This is a genomic window from Butyrivibrio proteoclasticus (assembly GCF_900115735.1).
Classification (GTDB): Bacteria; Bacillota; Clostridia; order Lachnospirales; family Lachnospiraceae; genus Butyrivibrio; species Butyrivibrio proteoclasticus_B.
Genome location: NZ_FOXO01000003.1, coordinates 81577 through 104710, shown reverse-complemented (window position 1 = coordinate 104710; position 23134 = coordinate 81577). Strand labels below are relative to the sequence as shown.

Annotated in this window: 17 protein-coding genes; 14 read left to right on the top strand and 3 right to left on the bottom strand. The window is 38.0% G+C overall.

The features are described 5' to 3' along the window. Positions 1-41 precede the first annotated feature (41 nt). Entirely contained in the window at positions 42-1280 is a 1239-nt protein-coding gene (glyA, locus tag BM146_RS02890) for a serine hydroxymethyltransferase (RefSeq protein WP_074884106.1), read from the top strand. A gap of 174 nt (positions 1281-1454) precedes the next feature. Here glyA and BM146_RS02885 read toward each other — a convergent pair whose 3' ends face one another. Next, positions 1455-2450, bottom strand: a complete 996-nt coding sequence (locus tag BM146_RS02885; protein ID WP_074884103.1) for a diacylglycerol/lipid kinase family protein — start codon at positions 2448-2450, stop codon at positions 1455-1457. Between the two features lie 1026 nt (positions 2451-3476). Here BM146_RS02885 and BM146_RS02880 point away from each other — a divergent pair. Genes BM146_RS02880 through BM146_RS02835 form a run of 10 tightly spaced genes read left to right on the top strand, consistent with a single transcriptional unit; the run spans position 3477 to position 17107 of the window. Then, on the top strand, positions 3477-4766 hold the full coding sequence (locus BM146_RS02880) for a glycoside hydrolase family 3 N-terminal domain-containing protein (RefSeq protein WP_074884380.1): 1290 nt from the start codon (positions 3477-3479) through the stop codon (positions 4764-4766). A 47-nt stretch (positions 4767-4813) separates the two neighbouring features. Further along, positions 4814-6919, top strand: a complete 2106-nt coding sequence (locus tag BM146_RS02875; protein WP_074884100.1) for an NAD-dependent epimerase/dehydratase family protein — start codon at positions 4814-4816, stop codon at positions 6917-6919. After that, complete coding sequence (locus tag BM146_RS02870; RefSeq protein ID WP_074884097.1) at positions 6916-7809, top strand: hypothetical protein; 894 nt, start codon at positions 6916-6918, stop codon at positions 7807-7809. The genes BM146_RS02875 and BM146_RS02870 overlap by 4 nt, the downstream gene beginning before the upstream one ends. Beyond that, complete coding sequence (locus tag BM146_RS02865; RefSeq protein ID WP_074884094.1) at positions 7806-9629, top strand: DUF2194 domain-containing protein; 1824 nt, start codon at positions 7806-7808, stop codon at positions 9627-9629. The genes BM146_RS02870 and BM146_RS02865 overlap by 4 nt, the downstream gene beginning before the upstream one ends. Before the next feature lie 3 nt (positions 9630-9632). Further along, on the top strand, positions 9633-11048 hold the full coding sequence (gene pelF / locus BM146_RS02860) for a GT4 family glycosyltransferase PelF (RefSeq protein ID WP_074884091.1): 1416 nt from the start codon (positions 9633-9635) through the stop codon (positions 11046-11048). Next, positions 11049-12500 (top strand): exopolysaccharide Pel transporter PelG, encoded by a 1452-nt coding sequence (pelG, locus tag BM146_RS02855; RefSeq protein WP_074884088.1) that lies wholly within the window; start codon positions 11049-11051, stop codon positions 12498-12500. A gap of 13 nt (positions 12501-12513) precedes the next feature. Beyond that, positions 12514-14313 carry a CotH kinase family protein gene (locus BM146_RS02850; RefSeq protein WP_074884085.1) on the top strand — a complete coding sequence of 600 codons (1800 nt, stop codon included), beginning with the start codon at positions 12514-12516 and terminating at the stop codon, positions 14311-14313. Positions 14314-14341: 28 nt separating this feature from the next. Further along, a complete protein-coding gene (locus tag BM146_RS02845) occupies positions 14342-15070 on the top strand; it encodes a polyphosphate polymerase domain-containing protein (RefSeq protein ID WP_074884082.1) in 729 nt (242 codons plus the stop codon). After that, the gene (locus BM146_RS02840; protein WP_074884079.1) at positions 15067-15738 is read left to right on the top strand and encodes a DUF4956 domain-containing protein; all 672 of its coding nucleotides are present in this window, start codon (positions 15067-15069) and stop codon (positions 15736-15738) included. The genes BM146_RS02845 and BM146_RS02840 overlap by 4 nt, the downstream gene beginning before the upstream one ends. Continuing rightward, the gene (locus BM146_RS02835) at positions 15731-17107 is read left to right on the top strand and encodes a DUF4832 domain-containing protein (RefSeq protein WP_177201568.1); all 1377 of its coding nucleotides are present in this window, start codon (positions 15731-15733) and stop codon (positions 17105-17107) included. The genes BM146_RS02840 and BM146_RS02835 overlap by 8 nt, the downstream gene beginning before the upstream one ends. A gap of 68 nt (positions 17108-17175) precedes the next feature. Here BM146_RS02835 and BM146_RS02830 read toward each other — a convergent pair whose 3' ends face one another. Both BM146_RS02830 and BM146_RS02825 read right to left on the bottom strand, forming a co-directional pair. Continuing rightward, a complete protein-coding gene (locus tag BM146_RS02830; protein ID WP_074884072.1) occupies positions 17176-18057 on the bottom strand; it encodes a YitT family protein in 882 nt (293 codons plus the stop codon). Between the two features lie 86 nt (positions 18058-18143). Continuing rightward, entirely contained in the window at positions 18144-19121 is a 978-nt protein-coding gene (locus BM146_RS02825; protein ID WP_074884068.1) for an AraC family transcriptional regulator, read from the bottom strand. A gap of 178 nt (positions 19122-19299) precedes the next feature. Between BM146_RS02825 and BM146_RS02820 the strand changes: the two genes are divergently transcribed. The 3 genes from BM146_RS02820 to rhaB all read left to right on the top strand — a co-directional run bounded on the left by BM146_RS02820 (position 19300) and on the right by rhaB (position 23011). After that, positions 19300-20550 (top strand): L-rhamnose isomerase, encoded by a 1251-nt coding sequence (locus BM146_RS02820; protein WP_074884065.1) that lies wholly within the window; start codon positions 19300-19302, stop codon positions 20548-20550. Positions 20551-20725: 175 nt separating this feature from the next. Beyond that, positions 20726-21574, top strand: coding sequence for a rhamnulose-1-phosphate aldolase (gene rhaD, locus BM146_RS02815; RefSeq protein WP_074884062.1), 849 nt, complete (start codon positions 20726-20728; stop codon positions 21572-21574). 12 nt (positions 21575-21586) lie between these two features. Beyond that, positions 21587-23011: a rhamnulokinase gene (gene rhaB, locus BM146_RS02810; RefSeq protein ID WP_074884059.1), complete on the top strand. Its 1425-nt coding sequence runs from the start codon at positions 21587-21589 to the stop codon at positions 23009-23011. Positions 23012-23134: the final 123 nt, after the last annotated feature.

Sequence of the window (23134 nt, the reverse complement as noted above, 5' to 3'; positions counted from 1 at the left end):
TTAACACATTAAATTGTAAAAATGTTTAGGAGGAGCGAAAAATGTACTCACTGGAAGAAGTCAGGAAAGTTGACCCGGAGATTGCAGCTCTTATTGAAAAAGAGGTTGCAAGACAGAATGATCACATTGAACTTATTGCGTCAGAGAACTGGACGAGCAAAGCTGTTATGGCAGCTATGGGCAGTCCGTTAACTAACAAATATGCAGAGGGACTTCCCGGAAAAAGATACTATGGTGGATGTTTTGTAGTTGATGAAGTTGAAAAGCTTGCAATTGAGAGAGCCAAAGAGCTTTTTGGCTGCGACTATGCAAATGTTCAGCCTCATTCAGGCGCACAGGCAAACCTCGCTGTTCAGTTTGCTCTGCTTCAGCCAGGAGATACCATTATGGGTATGAATCTCAATCAGGGCGGTCATCTTACACATGGCAGTCCGGCTAATATTTCAGGAACATATTTTAACGTAGTTCCTTATGGTGTTGATGAAAATGGCTTCCTTGATTACGACCAGATGTACAAACTTGCTGTAGAGCACAAACCTAAACTTATCATTGCCGGTGCATCAGCATATTGTAGAATAATTGACTTTAAGAAGTTCAGAGAGGCAGCAGATGCATGTGGCGCTATCCTTATGGTAGATATGGCACATATCGCAGGACTGGTTGCTGCAGGTGTTCATCCAAGCCCATTTCCATATGCAGATGTTGTAACTACAACAACTCATAAAACACTCCGTGGACCAAGAGGCGGCCTAATTCTTTGGAATCAGTCAGCTCAGGATAAGTTTAAAATTAATAAGGCTGTATTCCCTGGAATTCAGGGCGGCCCGCTTGAACACGTTATTGCAGCTAAGGCTGTATGCTTTAAAGAAGCTCTTTCTCCTGAATTTAAGAAATATGCAACGGATGTAGTTGAGAACTGCAAAGCTCTTTGTGATGGACTTATGCAGAGGGGAATCAAGATTGTTTCCGGTGGAACAGATAATCACCTTATGCTTGTTGACCTGACAAATTTTGGCCTTACAGGAAAAGAAGTTGAGGCATGGCTTGATGATGCTCATATTACAGCCAATAAGAACACCATTCCAAATGAGCAGCAGTCTCCTTTTGTAACAAGTGGAATCCGTCTTGGAACAGCAGCTGTTACAACGAGAGGAATGAATAAAGAGGATATGGATAATATTGCTGAAGCAATAGCAATCGTTATCAAAAACAAGGGCGAAAGGAATGATGAAGCAAGAGCTATCATCAAGAGCCTTACAGATAAGTATCCGCTTGACTGATCAATATAAAAAGCTTTGGACTTTTAATGAAGTCCAAAGCTTTTTTATAACATAGGAAATTGCTTCCTATGTTATAAAAAATCGCTCCGCTATGGATGCGCACATCGCGCGATTGGAAGATGTTGCATAAATGCAACCGCGCTCGGCGCGAGAATGTCGCAAGCGACATTCTTTTCAGCACATGAGCTGGAGTTTTTCTTGTAAGCACTCAAGAGTTATGTTGTCGGATTTTACAGAAACTTCGCCATCTGTGTGGACCCACATGGGGAGAAGTGGTTTGATAGTGACTTCCTTTACTACATGATGCCCAATTCCCTTTATCCAGTAGTGTTTGCCAAAAAATGATAAGGGTAGGGCGAATATCATTCGTAGTGGCGGCATATCACCAGCATATACCAGATCAAATTTACCGTCAGCTAAATCTGCATGTGGAGCAAAGTTAAAGCCTCCGCCTTCATAGTGATGGATCATTGATGCAATAAAAATAAAACGTTTTAAATGTATGACCTGCCCGTTATCAAGTTCAATCTCACAAGGTATTTTATCAGCTTTAAGGAGTTGTTTTATGGCTATGAGTCCGTAGGTAAGCTTTCCTAGTCCAATTCTGTTAAGAAAGTTTTTGGTGCCTGAAGAAAGCGCTTCTTCGCAGACTGCCGCATCGAATCCGATTCCTGAGCTGACATCAAAAATTCTTGTTTTAGATATATTTTTTTCATGTAGTCTGGACATTGGAGCTGTCATTGAATTAAATGTAAGTTTTCCAAGATCAAGTTTTCTTACAACTTTTCCATCTAAAATTGTATCCAAAAGGGTGTCTATATTTTTTGAGTAAGCGAGATCTCTTGCAAAATCATTGGAAGAACCGATAGGAACATATCCCACGAGAACTTTGTCAAAGTCTGATATTCCGTTCATTACTTCGTTGAGAGTTCCGTCACCGCCCAAAACAATTATTTTAATATAATTGTTTGGCTCACTTTTTCTTGCGAGATTGTCTGTGGATTTTTCGGTTGAAGAAATTTTTTTAGCAAGTATCGTCCCATCTCCCGGGCCTTTTGTCATGTAAGCTGTATAATCAATTTTCTTTTCCAAGAGTTTTAACTCGAGCTTTTCCCAAATTGCCTTGCCTTTTCCTGAGCGTGCAGATGGGTTTACTATGCAGTGGTACATGGGTGAAGTTCCTTTTCTTATATTGGAATTTGTAGATTGAATAAATGGGCGTAATTATAAGCCCTTGTAATATCATAATTATTTTTGTGTCTTATGTACAGAGCATTTATACATAGGTTTTTGTTTTTTCTTTAGAAAAACAAAAAAATACTTGACTGGCTTTTATCTTTTGATTCAAAGTGGCAAAACTCAGGCACAGGTTCAAGAAAAATTATTTTTTGAGAACATATAAATATAAACTAAATTTCGAAAAGAATACAAGTTTTTGGGGGAGCGCTTTTAAGTGTATGAGAATTGAGCATCGTGAAAAATACAATATATAGGCATCCTTTTGTATATTAAAGTAATATACCTAATTGTATATAAAGAATATACAATTAGAATAATTAACTGAATACTAAAGGATGATAATTAAGTAGTCAAAATAAATAAAAGAAAATTATAAAATGTATTGACAAAATGAAAGGATGAAAATATAATAAAACCATCAAGTAAGAGATACAAAAATACTTTTCCAATCAATATATAGTATAGATTACAGATTGGAGAAAGAAAGGGAGGTACGGTCCAAAGGGATAGTTAATTAAAATATTCAGAGAAAGGATGGTACGGTCCACCAGCATACTAAGTTTAGTTTTTTAAAGTTTTAAGTTCGAAGTTCAAAGAAGTAATAAGAATGACAGCAATTCAAGTACATGATTAGTGGTTAGGGCATGTTTAAATCTTGCAACCACAGCATATGAATGCAAAAGTTAATGGAACGATGAGCTGAGAATCGGAGGAAGGGTCCATTGGACGCAGAGAATTTTAATTTAGATGATGAGTACTCGGTATAAGGGCAGAAGCAGGTAATATGATGAAGCTTCTGCCCTTGATTTTTGGTTCCGGACAGAACTTTTGATGTGCAGTTATATTCTCTGAATTTTTTGTGAATAGTATAGAAAGACTATGCATTGGTTCTTCATTGGACTTATAAAATATGATAAAATAGATAACAGAAAAAGTTTTGCAGTTAACGGGGATTTTATGAGTAGATTAGATGAACAGGATTTTGATGAGCAGCGAATGGCCCGGAGAAACAGGAGAAAAAGGAGCCAGCTCATTGCGTATATATTACTGACTTTTGTTGTTATACTGTTTGTTTTGGCTATCGTTTTTGGGGTGATTTTTTTAAAGAATTTGTTTGGTGGAGGGAAAAATGCTGAGTCTTCAGAAGGAGAAGAGGAGGCTTCAGTTCTTGAAAGCAGTCAGGAAATAGTTATTGAGACTCCTGAGGCTGTAAGTGAGCCTGAGGAGATGTCTGAAGAAGATATAATGAATGAAGTCGTTTCAGATATGATAGAGGCAATGCCGGTTGAGGATAAGGTTGCAGGTCTTTTTATCATTACACCTGAACAGCTTACCGGTGTGGCAACTGCGGTTAAGGCCGGAAGTGGCACGCAGGATGCTCTTTCTCAATATGCAGTAGGCGGTATAGTTTATTCAGCCAAGAATATTAAGTCTGAAGATCAGATAACTGAAATGCTTGCTACTACATCTTCTATGAGTAAATATCCTATTTTTACCATGGTTAATGAATGGGGAAACGGTGCGATCAGTTCATCGATTGGACTTGGTGAGATAAAAGATTTTACGGATGAAAATGCAGCTGCAGAAAATGGACAAGCTGTTGCAGATTCTATGTATAAATATGGTTTTAATTTTGATCTTTCACCCAATATGGATTTCACAGAAAATGGGTTTTATGGTACAGATATAGATACGGTAAAAAATGTGACGGCATCATTTACGCAGGCACTTCATGATGAGGGAATATGGTCATGTGCATATTCTTTCCCTAAGCAGGGGGATACTTCAAGCAGCATGGAGCAGATTGATGACTCCACAGAGATGCTTGCTACAAGTGAATATGCATTGTTTAAAAATGTGATAGACAATGGAAATGTTACAGCAATTATGATTTCAAATGCCTCTTTTCCAAACGTGGTTGGGGATAACACTCCTGCTTCACTTTCATCTGTGATCATAGAGGATGAATTAAGAGGAGTTTTGGGCTTTGATGGAATAGTAGTTACCGGAGCTCTGGATGATGGGGCTATCACAGAGTATTACACATCGGATCAGGCAGCAGTTATGGCAATAAAGGCCGGTGCGGATATAATCTACCTTCCTGAGGATTTTGAGACAGCATATAATGGTCTTTTAGAAGCTGTTAATAATGGGGAAATATCAGAGGAAAGGATTGATGAATCGCTTAACAGGATATATAGAATAAAATATGCTGACAGAGTAGAGGAGATAGCAAAAGGAAATTAAGGCAGAACGTAAGTGGGGAATAAAGTATTTAGGGAGAATAGGCCGTAATGGATACTCTTGTAGTAGGTAGTAATGGTTATTTTTCGAAGGATTCCCTCGAAACTGCATTTGGCGCAGATAATATAATACTTTGCGGACAAGAGCTTGAGAGTAAAAAGGCAGGTAATATCAGATGGTTTAAAAAATCAATAATGGGTGACGATTTTACGACTCTGTTTTTTACCTACGGCTTCGAGCGCGTTGTATTTGTGTCGCATTTTATAAATAAGGACAGTTACGAAGTTGGTGAGATTGAGCAGCTTCGAAATGTCCTTTCGCTTTGTAGAAAGTCTAAAGTAAAACAATTTGTTTACATTACATCTGATGAGGCACTTCTTGATATTGAGAACAGTGACTCTATCATATACAGTTCTGTAGAGTCTATCTGCAGATATTATGCTGAACAATACCAAATTTCAGTAAAAATCATATATTCACCGCATTTGATAAGTGGGCACTATAAAGATGATTTCTGGTGTCGTATTTTTGATTCCCTTGAAAGAAATGAAAAAGTTGAGATCAAAGCAATGGGCGATGAGATAGCAGATTTTTTGTCTGTTGACGATCTGGCTGCTTTTTTGAAAAGAATGTTTGATGCCTGGGAAGAAGATGAGTACAGCTATGGAACCTATGAGACCATATATCTTAGAAGTGGCGCAAGTACTACTTATGAAGAGGCTTTTTCATCGATAAGGAAGATTTATAAGATGGCAAATGTGTCTTATATCGGATCATCCATAAAAGGACGTTTTGACTATGGACAGGATGTAGCAAGGCAGTTCTATGGCTGGTTTGCCAAAAAAGATGCGGTAGCTGAAATAGAAAACTATGTGGAGGAATATCGGAATAATTATCATGCCAAAAGAAAAATAACAGAAATAATACGTGATAAACTCAGGTTGAATGGAAAAATAATGATGCTTGTTGAGCTTATCCTTGGAGCGTTTTTGGTTGAAATATATAACTATTATTCTAATGGTAGTGTGCAGTTCAGGATGATTGATGTGAGGCTATTGTTTGTAGTTCTGATGGCATTGGTATATGGAACAGGTGTTGGCGGTATCACAGCATTTATAGAAATACTTTCGTTGATTCTGGCTTATTATAGGCAGGGAACTAATGGATTGTTATTGTTTTATGATCCAAGCAATTGGATACCGTTTATACTTCTTTTGGTTGCAGCTGCTGTTTGCGGATATATCAAACAAAGCCGGGATGAAGAGCGAACATTTATAACAGATGAAAACAAGCTTCTCAAAGAGGAAAAAGACTTTGTTAACAGGCTATATGAAGAGGCAATGGAGTATAAGAATCAGTATAAACAGGATCTTATAGGGAGTAGAGATGGCTTTGGAAGAATATTTGATGTTGTAAAGAAGCTTAGTACTACTGTTCCTGAGGAAATTTTTGCTGAATCTATTCCTGTTATGGAAGATGTCCTTGATAACAGATCAATTGCTATCTATACAATTAATGATCCAAACGCAAGATTTGCAAGACTTAACGTTGCTTCAGAGCAAATAAGTGTAAAACTAAAAAAATCAATAAATCTGGAGGATTACAGTCAGGTTATAGAGGAAGTTAAGAAGGGCGAAATCTGGTTCAACAGGGATGTAAGAGAGGGATATCCAACCTATGTCGCCGGGATAAAGTCAGATGGCGTCCTTAGTGTTTTGATAATGATATATCAAGTTGAGTATATCCAGATCAGCACATATTACACAAATCTTATCAGAATTTTAAGCGGACTTATGGAGAACTTCATAATCAAAGCCTGGGAATATCAAAAAGTTGTTGCAGATAAAACTTATGTCGAGGGCACTCAGATCGCTAAATATGACTATTTTATCCAGCAATTTAAAATTCAGAAAGAAATGGCTGATAATAAATTGACAGATTTTAGACTCTTTAGGATCATGCGAGAAAACAGAACCATTATGGAGATTGATGAAATGCTTCAGACCAAGATTCGTAACAATGATATTGTTGGCCTTGGCAGGGACAACAATATATATCTTTTGGCTTCACAGGTGGATGAAAGCAGTGAATCTATTGTGCTAAAGAGATTTCGTAATATGGGGCTTAAGTGTGATGTAGTGGAGAGTGTGGGATGATAGTGCTTATTTTTCTGCTCATACATTTTGGTATATGCCTTGCTGTATTCGTTTTTATGAAGCTTGGCGTTTTAAAAGTGGATAGTCTCATGATGGTCATGGTTGTTTGCATTCCGCTATGGGGCGCTCTTTGCGCTGTGATAATAACTGTTATGATAAAGCTTGGAAAGGTTGGCAATAAGAACGGAGACCTTGAACTTATGAGGAGTAATCTTATTGAACAGTCTCTTTTACCTAGGCAGGAAGCAGAGTCTGATGATATTGTTCCTCTTGAGGACGCACTTATCATGAATGATCCTACTGTAAGACGATCAGTTATGATGGATGTTCTTATGACCGATACAAAAAAATATATTCCTGTCATCAATCAGGCAAGAATGAATGATGATGTGGAAGTGGTTCATTATGCAACAACTGCCATGGTTGAATTGTCTAAAGAATATGAATTAAAACTTCAGGAGTACAGCAGCGAATATGCTACCAATCCCGGCAAGGAAGGACTTCTTGATGAATACGTATCTTTTCTTGCCCAGTATATATCAAGCGGTATGGTTCAGGGACAACTTCTTGAGATTCAGAGAAATACCTACCACCAGCTACTCATAACAAAGCTTACGCTTAATCCCAATATTGATGATTACGAGAGACTTGTTAAGAGCCTTTTGGATTCAAAACTCTATATCAGAGCAGATGTCGCTCTTTCTACGATGGAGCAAAATTGGCCCTCTGATGAGAGGAACTGGCTTCTGCGTTTCAGATATTATTATGAGACGGGTGCCAGTATTAAGTTAAAAGAAATGATAAAAACCACATCTGAAAGCGGTAATTATTATTCCAAAGAAATAAGGGATATAGTGAAGCTGTGGAAAAAAGAGGAGATGGGCGCATGAAGAAAAAACGATTTATTGCTTTGGCAAATGTGACCATTGGCTTTTTTGCAATGTTTTTACTGCTTCTTATTGAGCGTGTCGGAATCCTATACGAGGGGACCGATGAGCAGGTGACGCTTCTTCCTACAGATAACGTTGTTCATATGAAAGAACTTTCGTCAAAAAAGAGTTGTTTATTGATATCAGATAGTGGTAACGATACAAGCATATTGATTACACCACAGTATGAACAGATATTTGCCGACATGAGAGTTTCCTATGACATTATTGATTTGGCTAAGAACTCAATTGAAGATAACAGAAAAAAAGACAGACTGTCAGATTATAAAACAGTTGTTATTGCAACTAATGACTACACGGTATTTGGTGAAGATATCCTTACACTTACTGACTGGGTGAAAAGTGGTGGACGATTGCTTATAGGAATAACTCCGACAAGGTCAGAGGTCTTTGATATTATCACTTCAAAACTAGGGATAGTTGAGATTGGAGATAACTTTGTTCCTGTAAGAGATTTTGTTTCTGATGAGAATTATATGCTGGGGGCTCAAAAGACATATTATGTTGATGATGCATATGAGTCAGCCCTGACTGTACAGCTTGGATCTGATACTAAAGTATATGCGCATACGACAGACAATGTGCCGCTTGTGTGGAGTCAGGAATATGGAAAAGGAAAGTTTGTTGTCTGTAACTTTAGTTATGTTTCAAAGGCTTACAGGGGGATTTATTCAAGTGCTTATACACTTTTGGAGGATATTTTTGTTTACCCTGTCATAAATGCTTCCACTTTTTATCTTGATGATTTTCCATCACCTACTCCATCTGGTGACGGTGAGTATATCAGGAGAGATTACGGAATGGGAATTGCCCAGTTTTACTCAGCTGTTTGGTGGCCTAAAGTTCTTTCTCTTGGAGAAAAACATAATATTCCCTACACAGGTTTGATAATTGAAACGTATGAGGATGATACGGGAGAAATTCTTCCTTCCAACGAAAGTACAGCAGATTATTACTACTATGGGAATATGCTTCTTAATAAAGGGGGAGAGATTGGGTACCATGGTTACAATCACCAGCCTTTGTGCGGACCGGATTATGTTTATGAAGATGACATTGGTTATAAGGTTTGGGAAAGCTATGATGCCATGTACAATTCTCTTGATGAGCTGACAAAGTTTTCAACGGGCATTTTTACAAATACTGAACTTTCTGTTTATGTGCCGCCTTCAGATGTTTTATCTCCTGAAGGAAGGGCGCTTATAGGAGAAGAGTTTCCGAATATCAAAGCGATAGCGAGTATCTATTTTGAGGGACCTGATGCATATTCTCAGGAGTATGAAGTTTCTGAGGACGGGATTGTTGAGACGCCTAGAATAGTATCCAGTTGCATAATTGACGATTACATGAAGTTGGCGTCTTTTTCAGAACTGAATTTACACTTTGTAGCTTCCCATTTCATGCATCCGGATGATCTTTTGGATGAAGACAGAGGCGCAGCTTTAGGCTGGGAACAACTTAGCAGAAATCTTGATGAGTATATGACCTGGATAGATACTTCAGCACCTGATATAAGACATCTGACAGGATCATGCATGGCAGGAGCAGTTCAGAGGTATGTCAATGTAATACCTGATACAGAGATATCTGACTTACAGCTTACTATCACATCTGACGGACTTATCGATGATGCATATTATTTTATAAGAGTTTCGGAAGGGAAACTTGTAAAAGTTGAAGGTGGAAAGCTGATAAAGCTTAATGAAACGCTATATCTTCTTGATGCAAATAATGAAACAGTAACTATAACAAGGAAGTAGGTTATGAGAATTTGTCTTATTCTTGAAGGAAGTTACCCTTATACATATGGCGGAGTTGCAACCTGGATGCATGGCTATATCCAAGCTCTTCAGGAGCACACATTTATTTTGTGGGTTATCGGTGCGCATGCCAAAGACAAGGGAAAATATAAATACGAATTGCCATCTAATGTAAAAGAAGTTCATGAGGTGTTTTTGGATGACGCTTTGAAGGTAAGAGCAAGGAAGAAGGATAAGTTTAAACTCTCAGATGATGAGAAGGAAGCTATAGAAAAGCTTATAGACTGTGAAAGGCCGGATTGGAAGATCCTTTTTGATATGTATCAAAAAAGACATTATAATCCTGCAAGTTTTCTTATGAGCGAAGAATTTCTTGAAATCCTGACGCGTCTTTGTAAGGAAAAGTACCCATATGTGGCTTTTGCGGAGACATTCCATACTATTAGATCCATGCTTTTGCCGGTACTTTATCTGATTGGGAGTAAGATCCCTGAAGCTGACATCTATCATACGATCTGTACGGGATATGGTGGCCTTTTAGCTTGCCTTGGAAACTATATGACAGGAAAACCGATTATATTATCTGAACATGGCATTTATTCAAGAGAGAGAGAAGAAGAAATAATCAGGGCACAGTGGGTGATACCGGCATTTAAAAGGCATTGGATAAAGTTTTTTTACATGCTTTCAGATGTAGTTTATAAAAGAGCAACTTTTATTTCGTGCCTTTTTGAAAATGCCAACAAGATACAGGTTGAGTTGGGAGCAGAGCCTTCAAAATGCAGAGTTATTCCGAACGGTATCAGGTATGAGAGGTTTTGTAATATTCCGTATAAAGAGGATGATGGTTTTATAGACATAGGTGCGATAATAAGAATTGCCCAGATAAAGGATGTTAAAACACTTATATATGCATTTCATGAGCTTACTGGAATGAGAGATAACGTAAGACTGCATATCCTTGGGGGAATTGATGATGAGGAATACGCAGAGGAGTGCTATCAGCTTGTCGAAAGTCTTGAAATAAAAAATCTGAAATTTGTTGGTCAGGTTGATGTTGTGAAATATATGGAAAAACTGGATTTTACGGTTCTGACCAGTATTTCTGAGGGACAGCCATTGTCGGTTCTTGAATCATTTGCATCGGGAAGGCCTGTGGTAACAACGGATGTAGGCTGTTGTAGGGAACTTATAGAAGGAGCCAGTGACGATTTTTTTGGTACAGCAGGATTTATTGTTCCGCCTATGCATAGAGAAGGATTGGCTAAAGCCATGGACAAAATGTGCAGTGACAGACAGGTACGCATAGAAATGGGACAAAATGGGAAAAGGAGAGTGGAGAAGTTTTTTCAGCATCCACAGATGATGAAAAAATATAACAGTTTATATAATGAGATTTACTATGGAGTTAAATTGTAAATGGCGGGTATAGGGTTTGAGTTAAAAAAGCTCTTTAGGGCCACAGGCGTCCTGTCGATGCTAAAAGCCTATGGCTATACAGGTATGATTACAGCGGGACCTATGCTTCTGGGTGTAGTGTTTCTTCTTAGCATCAACTACATAGGGAAGGTGGCAGGACTAATTGAGGCAGATCGGGATTTGCTGGTCTGCATGATAACTTATTGTCTCATAGCGTCAATGATACTTAACAGTATCTTTTCAATGGTAATGACAAGATATGTTGCGGATCTTTTGTATGATGGAAAGGAAAGTGATGTACTGCCTTCGCTGGAAGGAATCCTTGGAATAATGATGCCTGCAGGTGGCGTTTTGTGGATAGTTTTTCTTTGCTTTTCAGGACTGGATTTTTTGTTAAGTGTTCTTAATTTTATTTTGTTCATGGAACTTACTGCTGCATGGACGCAGATGAACTATTTGACGGCAGTAAAGGATTACAAAGGAATACTCCTGTCATACATATATGCTATTATTTTTGCTGTTCTTACAGCATTTTTTGGATGTGCATTTTTAGGAGTTTCAATCTACATTCTTATGCTTAGCGTAAGTGTTGGCTATGGAGTTATGATAGTTTATGACATGATTCTATTATACGGATATTTTCCAAATTCTATGGAAAATCACTATTCATTTCTTCCGTGGTTTGATGAGTACAGCGATTTGATGCTTATCGGCTTTTTTACCAATGTAGGTTTGTTTTCACATCTGGTGATAGCGTGGATGAGTGATGTGGGTGTCAAGGTAAAAGGGCTGTACTACGGAGCGCCACAGCATGATGTTGCGGCACTGTTTGCCTTTATTACGATTCTTATAACAACAATAAATTTTGTTGCATCAGTAGAAGTGAATTTTTATCCAAAGTATAGAAAATACTATGATCTGTTTAACGGAACGGGTTCAATCATGGAGATAGAGCAGGCTGAAAATGAAATGTTAACAGTGCTTGAACATGAGCTTATTTACACTGCCAGAAGGCAATTCTATGCAACTGCACTTATTCTTTCAGTTGGTCTTGTTGTTTTGGAGAGACTTCCTTTAGGATTTGACTCTCTGATGGAAGGATTCTTCAGAATTCTTAGTGTTGGTTATGGCGCATATGCAGTGGGAAACGTATTGATGCTTATTCTTATGTACTTTACGGATTACAAAGATGCCAGAAGTTCTGCTATCATCTTTGGAACATTGTCAACTGTTTTAAGCCTTATGTCGCTGCAGCTTGATCCTAAGTATTATGGCTTTGCATTTACTTTAAGCAGTATAGTATACCTGATTTTTACCTTGAAAAAACTTATGAATTATACCCAAAAGCTTCCGTATCACATTTTAAGTTCGCAGCCAATTGTTGCAGAAAAAAGGTATGGGCTTGGTAGCAGATTGTATGAATTTATAAGCAGAAATTCAAAAACTGCATAAGAAAGGCATCTATATGAGAAAGAAAAAAAGAAAAGCTATAGGAATAATATTTGCGTTTGTTGTGATCGCTGCTGCAATTGCCGGAAGCAACCTCTATAATTACTATTTTAATGAGGATAATCAGACGCAGGTAGAGACAAATACTCTTTTGCAGGCCATAGACAATATAAATATCAATACGTCTCGAAATGATAACAGCCATATTCGTGATGTGGATGCTTTGTATGAGGATGATGGAACAAATGTAGTGACAATGTATCTGACTGTCAGGCAGGGCAATGCTGGCGAAGGAACAAATCATACTTGGGAAGAAGTGAATTCACATTCTGCTTATTACTACGATGAACTTGGTATTCCAAGGTATAAGGTGGAAGCTCTTTTACAGGTGGGAACAGAAGAGGGGATTCCAGCAGGGAATCTTGGATACGGAAGGACGGCTCCTAATGCGACTGTTCAGATAAGAGGTCAGACTTCAAGCAGAAATTATCAAAAGAACTATAAGATCAAGCTCAAAGAGAATCAGGGTAATTGGAATGGTCAGACTACCATATCATTAAATAAGCATCAGACTGATGGACTTAGATTTAGAAATAAATTGGGCTTTGATATTTTGAAAAATGTGGATCAGCTAATGAGTCTTAGAACCCAGTTTGTACATCTTTATGTCAATGATCTTACAGATGGAAGTGATGACGGATTTGAAGATTATGGATTGTATACGCAGGTTGAGCAGCTAAATAAAACAGCTCTCAGGGCTCATGGCCTTGACAGATATGGTCAGCTTTATAAGGTGAACTTTTTTGAGTTTTTCAGATATGAAGATGTTATAAAACTTGAGACAGATCCTGAGTACGATGTCAGTAAATTTGAACAGTACCTCGAAATAAAAGGTGATAGCGACCATACAAAACTCATTGATATGCTCAATGATCTTAATGATTATTCCATTTCGATAGATGAAGTGCTAGACGAGCATTTTGATAGGGAAAATCTTGCATATTGGCTTGCGTTTAATCTTTTGACAGGAAATGTTGATACCCAGAGCAGAAACTGCTATCTTTATAGTCCCAAGAATGAAAAAGTGTGGTATTTTATTAGCTGGGACTTAGATGGTACTTTCAGGACTAAAGAAAATGAATTACTAACCAGATCAGATTATGGAAGCTGGGAAAAAGGTGTAAGTAACTATTGGGGAAATGTGTTATTTAATAGATGCTTGAAATCTGATAGCTTTAGAAAAGAGCTTGATGATGCTATTCTTGATTTAAAAGAAAATGTTATTACTCCAAATAGAATCAGTGAGCTTATAACAGATTACAGGGCAGTAGTAGAACAGTATTTATGGGATGCTCCCGATATCACATATGAACAGCTGACTCCGGAGCAATATGATGAGGTAGCTTTGGAACTTCCTTCTCAGATTGAGGAGAACTATGAAAGCTATCTTGCATCATTGGAAAAGCCGTTGCCTTTCTATGTTGGAGAACCGGCTATTGAGGATGGAAAGCTTCTTATGAACTGGGATACTGCTTATGATTTTCAGCATGATGATGTTACTTACAGGGCAGTTTTGTCTAGAAATTCCAATGGAGATGACGTAGTGGCTTCTTATGAAGGTGTATGGACAAAGTTTAGCTGCGATGTTCCTGAACCTGGCGAATACTTCCTTTCGGTGAATGCTATTGACGAAAATGGCAATTCTCAGGAGTGTTTTGATTATTATGAAGATGCTGAACTTGGAAAAACATATGGTGTGCTATGTTTTTATATAAATGAAGATGGTACAATAGACAGATATACTGTCGTTGAATAACGAATATTATTGATAGAGCGGTGCATATATGGATAAAACCTTTAGACATGAGTGGAAATATCTGATCAGCTATGGGGAGTTTGAAACCTTAAAGTCAAGGCTTTCGCCTTACTTTAAACTTGATCCCAATGCTGTGAATGGAGAATATCTTATTAGAAGTTTATATTTTGATGATTACTTTAACAGCGCTTATGAAGAAAAAGATATGGGTGTTTTCTTCAGAAAAAAATACAGGATCAGGATTTATAATTTTTCTGATAAAGGTATTAAGCTCGAAAGAAAAATAAAAAACGATAAGTACATTTATAAAGAATCGGCAAAGCTCACTAGAGATGAGGTTTACAGAATACTTGACGGAGATTATGGATTTCTTTTGCAAAAAGACAATAATCTGTTAAAAGAATTTTATGTTGAATGTGTAAGTAATGTTTTAAGACCACGTGTTATTGTTGATTATGACAGAACTCCTTATATTCATGATGCAGGGACGGTCAGAATCACCTTTGATAAAAAGGTTAGAGCTGCAATTGGAAGTTACGATATATTCGATGCTACTCTTCCAACACTGGCTGCACTTCCGGCGGATAAACTCATTATGGAGGTAAAGTATACGGAATTTTTACCGCAGCTTGTAAGGGATCTTTGTCCGCCTGCTTCAAGTGAATTTACAGCTGCGTCAAAATATGTTTTATGTTGTGATAAGACCGCGTACCTTAATGGTAGCGATAATTATGTAGATGAGAGGAATATTATATGAGCGTTAAAGACATGATCAAAAAATCAATTTTAAATTCTGATACCTATTCAACCTATGACGTCGGAAATATTGCAATTGCACTGTTTATTGCACTTTTGTTAGGTATTTTGATCTACCTTGTATATAGAAGATTTTATGCAGGTGTCATTTTTTCAAAGAGTTTTGCTGTAACACTTATCGGCATGTGTGTTCTTACGTGTATGGTTACATTGGCAATCAGTACCAATGTTGTTATTTCTCTTGGTATGGTGGGTGCACTTTCAATTGTAAGATTTAGAACTGCAGTCAAGGATCCACTTGATCTTTTATATCTGTTCTGGTCTATAACAACCGGTATTACAGCGGGCGCCGGAATGTACGCGCTTACACTTGCTGCAGCAGTTATCATGATAATCATGATTGCCATTTTCTATTCAAAATCATCAAACGGTAAGATTTATATTGCTGTTATTCATTACGAGGGAGTAGAGACCGGTGATGAGATACTAAGAGCATTTGGTAAAAAGAAATACTTCATAAAGTCCAAGACAATGAGAGGCAATGTTACAGAGCTTGCTGTAGAAGTAAATGTAAAGGGCGATGATTTCTTCTTTGAAGAGAAAATCAGAAATATTGATAACGTAAAAGATGTAACACTCATTCAGTATAATGGGGAGTACAATGCATAAAAAAAAGCTGATGCTGCTGTTTGTCTTTACAATTTTTGCAGCGGTTTTGGTTGGAGCATTTTATATGTTCTTTAATTTCAGAAAAGAAAAAGTAATCACTTATAAGGCGGATGATGGCGTTTATCCCAATCCGTATATGGGATTTGCGCCTGATTGTGATAGTGTGGAACTATGTCAGACAAGTACTCTTGTTTATATGAATTTGAAATGGCGAGAACTTGAGCCTGAAGAAGGCGTTTATGCCTGGGATGATATTGAGGCAGACAATCATCTTGATGAATGGAGAAAAGAGGGCAAGCATCTTGTCCTTAGATTTGTTTGCGATTATCCAAAGAGTGAAGAACATATGGATATTCCGGACTGGCTCTATGAAAAGACAAAAGATGGAGAATTCTATACGATAGAGTACGGGTGTGGATATTGTCCTGATTACAATAATAAGACATTTATCAGTGAACACGAAAAGGTTATAAATGAGATAGGAAGGCATTTTTCAGAAGATGGGTTCCTTGCTTATGTTGAGCTTGGAAGCCTTGGGCACTGGGGAGAGTGGCACACATATTATCCTGCAGGAATTCCTAAAATGCCTCTGACAGAGATTAGAAGCATTTACGTGGGGCAATATGTGAATGCTTTTCCTTATGCGCGGCTTTTGATGAGAAGACCTTTTGCGGAGATGCCTGAAGACTTTGGCGTTTTCAATGATATGACAGGAGCAGAAGAGGATACTCTGGAGTGGCTTGGCTGGATAGAAAACGGCGGCTACTATAATGCAACCAAAGAAGAAAATGGTTTAAGGAGTGCTCAGGATGTATGGAATATAGCACCTATAGGCGGAGAGTTTACAAGTTCAATACCTATGAGTACTATGCTTGGAGATGATCTGGATAAAACGCTATCTTTACTTGAAGATTCTCACATGACATTTATAGGACCTATGGTACCTGAATGCCCAAGAGGGGATGACGGAGTATTGGAAGCTGCATGTGATGTCCTGAGAACTGTTGGCTATAGATACAGAGTTAGCTCGTTTAGTATGAGAAATGCAGTTAATAACATTACAGAAATAGGCATAACAATGACAAATGACGGCGTTGCACCTGTGTATTTTGATCTGTTACCGTATATTTATATTGAAGATCAAAATGGTACGGTGCTGGAGAAATCCCTGATTTCTATGGATCTGAAAAAGTTATGTCAGGATCAGGAGATGCAGAGCACTATAAGAGTATCAAGTGATCTGCTGAAAGAAGACGGAACAAAGATTTACGTGGGAATAGAAGAACAGGGGAAAAATGAGCCATCAGTTTATCTGAACATGCAGGCGCAGCGCGAAGGCACAAAGTCTCTTTTATGGAGTAAAAAATAAGAAAACTTTCTCAATAAAAAAACTGGTTCATGAATTTAAAGTTCATGAATCAGTTTTTTAATACTGTTTTAATCTCTTGGCCTCATATAGAAGTTACCCATAACTTCTTCGGTGCGGATAGAATTGATAAATGCGTTTGGGTCAATCTCTTTTATCTTAGGAATAAGCTTTCTGGTATCGGAAGCACTTACAATCGAATATACAATCTTTTTGTTTTTATGGGCATAAGAGCCTTCGCCATCAATAAGAGTTGCGCCGTGACTGCATGTTGAATAAATCATTGAACATACTTTGTCAGGCATATCAGTAATGATAAAAAGAGTTCTTTGTTGATATGTTCGATAAAGTACGTGCAGGGTCTGCGTGGATACATACTGGAAGATCATTGAGTAAAGAGCCTTTTCCCATCCAAACATTGCGCCGGCTATGGTAAGAACTATTACATTTCCTGCAAGGATTATAGGAAATGCGTCGATTCCTTTTCTTTGAGATAGGAAAATAGAAATAAAGTCTGTTCCTCCGCTTGTTGCATCGACCTCAAGACACATGGTAATTGCAACTGCATTTAAGATACCACCGAAAACAGCCACAAGAAGCGGGTCATGGGTAACGGTGTGAATCGGAATGACATCTACAAAAAAACCATTGGCCAAAACCATGATCATTGAAAACAAAGTAAATTTTTTGCCAATGTAACGAAAACCGATATAGACAGGAATTGCGTTTAAGCAAATATTTATAGGAGAGTAGGCAATCTGAAGGCTCAGATACTTAAGAGCTGCTCTTTGGATAACGATCGTAAGTCCCTGTGCACCTCCCGGGATAAGTCCGCCACCATTAATGAAAGTCTGGATATTGATAGACATTAGCAATGCTGCAAGAAGCACTACAACTAGTCTGATACAATCCCATCTTAGAGTGGATACAATTTTCTTTTGCTTATCTGACATGAAATATACCTTCACTATTCAAGATTTAAAATTTCATATGCAATTTATGTAAACAACAAATGCTATAATAGTATATACGGAATAAACTATGAATTCAACCTGAAATCTCTCGGACTGCAGCCAAAATTTCTTCTGAACAGCCTATGAAAAAAACTGGTGTTATCATATCCTACCATCACAGAAATATCGGCTATTGAAATATTTGTGTTTTTAAGTAGTTCCTGAGCTTTGTTCAATCTTTTTGATTGCAATAGTTCTTTGAAAGTACTTCCTGTATTTTTCTTTATGATCCTGCTAAGAACGTAAGGGTCTTCACTGACAGAATTTGAAAAAGAAGTAAGTGAGGCGTCTCTGTAATCTGTATCTATGTACCTTAAGAGTTTAAACATTATTTCCTGATCATAGGAAGTTCTTGATACACCGATGGATTCTGTGTGTTTTAGGAGGTTCAAGAATAAAAGTCCGATTGTTACCTGATTTACATTTTGATAGTCGGTACTGTCGGTGCCAATCATATTCCAAATCATGTTTTCCATTATGTTCTGAATCTGAGGAATATCAGATACTTTAAAATACAGAAAGTTGCCATCTGCATTTTTCTTGGTCAGACAGCTTACCAAAAAATCTCTTAGGGGACTCTCGTTTTTTTCAAGCATTGAAAAGGCTGTGTCAAAAAACTCCGGAAGAATCATGAAATTAACAGCAATATCGTTTTCGCCTGCCGGGAGTATTTCCTGCCTCGCGTGCTGGTTCATGAAAAGAAGATCACCCTCTTTTAGTACTATACGCTGGCCGTCTATTATGTGCGTCGTTTCACCCTGACACATATAGATGAATTCTACATAGTTGTGAGTGTGGAGAGGGAAGTGAATAAAGCGCACATGAGGACGCATATCTATGAGTTTACCATCCTGCAGTACTCTGGAAGAATCGATTTCATCGTCGGGGGTAGAGGACTTCTCATCACTATAGTATAAATTCCTGTTTATGTGCTCTGCTCCATCTAAAATGGCTTTTTCTTCATCGGTTATAGGATTTAATATTTCAAGTATTTTTTTATTCATGGTTATATTTTAAGTATTATTTAGGAACTTTGCAAGAAAGGACGTATTTTTTGTTTTTAAAAGACCTTAAATTGAAGCCCTTTTTTTATTATTCTTGATATTAGTAATAAAAGTAGTATGTGCAAATGCAGATATATTTTTGTACACAAATATATAGTTCACGAGAAGGAGAAGGGGAATGACAGTTAAAGAAAGATACGAAGAAGCAAAAATGCGCTATTCCAAAATTGGCGTTGATACAGAGAAAGCAATTAGCGAGCTCTCAAAAATAAAGCTCTCAATGCACTGCTGGCAGGGAGATGATGTAATAGGCTTTGATCAGAAAGGACCTCTTACAGGCGGAATTCAGACAACAGGTAATTATCCATATAAGGCAACAACTCCGGAGGAGCTTATGGCTGATATCGATAAGACACTTAGCCTTGTTCCCGGTAAGCACAAAATCAATCTTCATGCTTCATATGCTATTTTTGAGGATGGAGAGTGGGCTGACAGAGACGCCCTTGAGCCAAAGCACTTTAAAAAATGGGCAGAGTTTGCAAAGGAAAGAGGGCTTGGAATTGACTTTAACCCAACATATTTCAGCCATCCAAAGTCCGATAACGGAACGCTTTCAGCTGCAGATGAGGATGTAAGAAAATTCTGGATAAGACACGGTCAGGCATGTCTTAGAATTTCTGAGTATCTCGCATCTGAAACAGGTCAGGTCTGCATGATGAACATCTGGATTCCTGATGGACTTAAGGATGTACCTGGTGACAGAAAAGCTCCAAGAGAAAGACTGAAGGCTTCTCTTGATGAAATTCTTGCAACACCTTATGACAAGAATAAAGTTGCGGTTGCTGTTGAGTCAAAGGTATTTGGAATTGGCGCAGAGTCATACACAGTGGGAAGTCATGAGTTCTACATGAACTACGCTGCCAAAAATAACGTAATGTGCCTAATTGATACAGGACATTTCCATCCTACAGAGAATGTAGCTGACAAGCTTAGCTCAATGCTTCTTTTCTATGATAAGATGGCTCTTCATGTATCACGTCCTGTTCGTTGGGATTCAGATCACGTTGTTATTTTCAACGATGATGCAAGGGATCTTGCTCAGGAAATCGTAAGAAATGGTGCTGACAGATTCTACATTGGAATGGACTACTTTGATGCAAGCATTAATCGTATTTCTGCATGGACAAACGGAATGAGAAATTTCCTGAAGGCTCTTTTATATGCAGAGCTTCAGCCAATGGAGAAGTTCACTGAGCTTCAGAATGCTCAGAACTTTACAGAACTCATGTCTCTTACAGAGCAGATTAAGATGCTTCCTATGGGTGATGTTTGGAATTATTACTGTGAGAAAAATGGTGTAGCTCTTGAAGAAGACTGGTTCAAAGACTGTATGGAATATGAGAAAAATGTTCTTTCTAAAAGAGCATGACTTCTTGAACTAAATTTCAGAAATCCGCATATACTGCGGATTTCGTGAGAATATGAGTGAAGAGTCAACCAAGCCTCATCGACGAAGTCGATTTAAATTGGCTTGGTTGATGCATTCTTGAATTGTTGATTCAAGAATGCATAAGTAAATATTTGGATTAAGGAGATTTTTAGAAATGAAAGTATTGGATGCTAAGTTTGCAAAAGGATTTTGCCGCATGTGCGTTGACGGTTTTTACCAGGGATGGCATGAGAGAAACGGCGGTAATTTAAGTTACAGGATCAAGCCTGAGGAAATTGAATCAGTAAAAGAGGAACTAGATGAGTCTTCTGAGTGGAAACCAATCGGAACAACAGTAAAAGATTTGGCCGGTGAGTATTTTATGGTCACAGGTTCAGGTAAGTACTTCAGAAATGTAGAGATCGATCCTGCAGCAAATGTCTGCATTATCAAAGTTGATGACCAGGGTGAGAATTACAAAATTTTATGGGGACTTGTTGAAGGCGGAAGGCCAACATCAGAACTTTCTTCACACCTTATGAATCTTGAAGTTTGCAAGAAGAGAAATCCTGAGATCAGAGTGGTATATCACTGCCATCCTGCAAACACAATAGCGCTTACTTATGTTCTTCCTCTTGATGGAAAAGTATTCACAAGAGAAATCTGGGAAATGGCTACAGAGTGCCCTGTAGTATTCCCTGATGGAATCGGAGTTGTGCCGTGGATGGTTCCCGGAGGAAAAGAAATCGCTGTTGCAACTTCAGAGATCATGAAGAAGCAGGATGTAGCTATCTGGGCTCATCATGGAATGTTTGCATGCGGAACAGATTTTGACATTGCATTCGGACTTATGCATACAGTAGAAAAGGCAGCAGAAGTTCTTGTCAAGGTGATGTCCATGACAAACAAAAAGAGACAGACAATTGAACCTGATGATTTCAGAGCTCTTAACGGCCCATTTGGAATCAAGGTAAATGAAGAATGTCTTTATACAAAAAAGAGCGATATTATTGGCGAAGTTTAATGGAGACTTACTATGGAATACTATTTAGCAGTTGATATAGGAGCGTCATCCGGCAGACATATCCTGGCGCATATGGAAGATGGCAGGATAGTACTTGAAGAAGTATACCGCTTTTACAATGGCATGGAAGACAAGGATGGTCACAAGATCTGGAATGCTGAAAAACTTTTTGATGACATTCTGGAAGGTATGAAAAAGTGCAAGGAGATCGGCAAGATTCCTGTGACTATGGGAATTGACACCTGGGGCGTTGATTTTTGTCTTCTTGATAAGGATGACAAGAGGATTGGAGACCTGGTTGCTTACCGTGATGACAGAACTGCGGGAATGGATGAAGAAGTATATAAGATCATTTCCGAAGATGAGCTTTATGAAAGAACAGGAATCCAGAAGGCCATTTTTAACACAATCTATCAGCTTATGGCACTTAAGACAAAAGAGCCTGAGAAGTTAAAAGAAGCAAGGACGCTTCTTATGGTTCCTGACTATTTCAATTTCCTTTTGACAGGAGTCAGAAAACAGGAATATACCAATGCTTCAACAACACAGCTTCTCAATGCAAAAACAGGCGAGTGGGATCACGAGCTTATTAAAAAGCTGGACTTTCCTGATGAACTTTTTGGAGAACTCTCTATGCCCGGAACAGTAGTGGGACCTTTAAAGAGAGAAATAGCAGAAAAGGTTGGATTTGATCTTAAGGTTGTCCTTCCTGCTACGCATGATACGGGCTCTGCAGTTATGAGTGTGCCATGCACTGAAGAAAACACTCTTTATATTTCTTCCGGAACATGGTCACTTATGGGATGTGAGCTTCCAAAAGCAAATTGTTCGAAAGAAGCTAAAAATGCCAACTTCACAAATGAAGGCGGATATGAGAAGAGATATAGATTCCTTAAGAATATCATGGGCCTTTGGATGATCCAGTCTGTGAAAAAAGAATTTGAAGCAGGATTTGATTATCCCGGAAAAAATAAGGATGATGATTATTCTTTTGCAAATCTTTGTGACAGGGCAAAAGAGGAGACTATAGATTCTATTGTTGCAGCTAATGATGGCAGATTTTTAAATCCTGACTCTATGATAAGAGAAATTCAGAATGCCTGCCGTGAGTGCGGCATGCAAGTTCCTGTAACTCCATGGGAGATAGCAAGAGTAATCTACAGAAGCCTCGCAAAATGTTACAAAGAGACAACGGAAGAAATAGAAAACATCACCGGAAAGAAATTTAATTCTGTAAATATAGTTGGAGGCGGATCAAATGCAGTTTATCTAAATGAGTTGACAGCTGCAGAAACAGGGCGCTCAGTCAATGCCGGTCCAGGAGAAGCTACTGCTATAGGCAATATCGGAGCACAGATGCTTTCAAATGGCGTATTTTCAAGCCTTTCAGAGTTTAGAGAGTGTGTATACCAGTCATTTGGCGTAATTAAATATTAAATGATCATAAACTTTCAAAGCCCATCAGATTTTCTGGTGGGCTTTAAATTTGACATTAAAGAAAATTTTAATTTTTTATTAATAAAGTTTTTATTTTTTTGGGTTTTAATGTATAATGAAAGG

Coding starts and splice junctions, on each gene's coding strand:
- BM146_RS02865 (WP_074884094.1), top strand. CDS start 7,806: ATGAAGAAAAAACGATTTATTGCTTTGGCAAATGTGACCATTGGCTTT.
- BM146_RS02835 (WP_177201568.1), top strand. CDS start 15,731: ATGCATAAAAAAAAGCTGATGCTGCTGTTTGTCTTTACAATTTTTGCA.
- glyA (WP_074884106.1), top strand. CDS start 42: ATGTACTCACTGGAAGAAGTCAGGAAAGTTGACCCGGAGATTGCAGCT.
- BM146_RS02885 (WP_074884103.1), bottom strand. CDS start 2,450: ATGTACCACTGCATAGTAAACCCATCTGCACGCTCAGGAAAAGGCAAG.
- rhaD (WP_074884062.1), top strand. CDS start 20,726: ATGAAAGTATTGGATGCTAAGTTTGCAAAAGGATTTTGCCGCATGTGC.
- BM146_RS02830 (WP_074884072.1), bottom strand. CDS start 18,057: ATGTCAGATAAGCAAAAGAAAATTGTATCCACTCTAAGATGGGATTGT.
- BM146_RS02820 (WP_074884065.1), top strand. CDS start 19,300: ATGACAGTTAAAGAAAGATACGAAGAAGCAAAAATGCGCTATTCCAAA.
- BM146_RS02825 (WP_074884068.1), bottom strand. CDS start 19,121: ATGAATAAAAAAATACTTGAAATATTAAATCCTATAACCGATGAAGAA.
- BM146_RS02845 (WP_074884082.1), top strand. CDS start 14,342: ATGGATAAAACCTTTAGACATGAGTGGAAATATCTGATCAGCTATGGG.
- pelF (WP_074884091.1), top strand. CDS start 9,633: ATGAGAATTTGTCTTATTCTTGAAGGAAGTTACCCTTATACATATGGC.
- pelG (WP_074884088.1), top strand. CDS start 11,049: ATGGCGGGTATAGGGTTTGAGTTAAAAAAGCTCTTTAGGGCCACAGGC.
- BM146_RS02840 (WP_074884079.1), top strand. CDS start 15,067: ATGAGCGTTAAAGACATGATCAAAAAATCAATTTTAAATTCTGATACC.
- rhaB (WP_074884059.1), top strand. CDS start 21,587: ATGGAATACTATTTAGCAGTTGATATAGGAGCGTCATCCGGCAGACAT.
- BM146_RS02850 (WP_074884085.1), top strand. CDS start 12,514: ATGAGAAAGAAAAAAAGAAAAGCTATAGGAATAATATTTGCGTTTGTT.
- BM146_RS02880 (WP_074884380.1), top strand. CDS start 3,477: ATGAGTAGATTAGATGAACAGGATTTTGATGAGCAGCGAATGGCCCGG.
- BM146_RS02870 (WP_074884097.1), top strand. CDS start 6,916: ATGATAGTGCTTATTTTTCTGCTCATACATTTTGGTATATGCCTTGCT.
- BM146_RS02875 (WP_074884100.1), top strand. CDS start 4,814: ATGGATACTCTTGTAGTAGGTAGTAATGGTTATTTTTCGAAGGATTCC.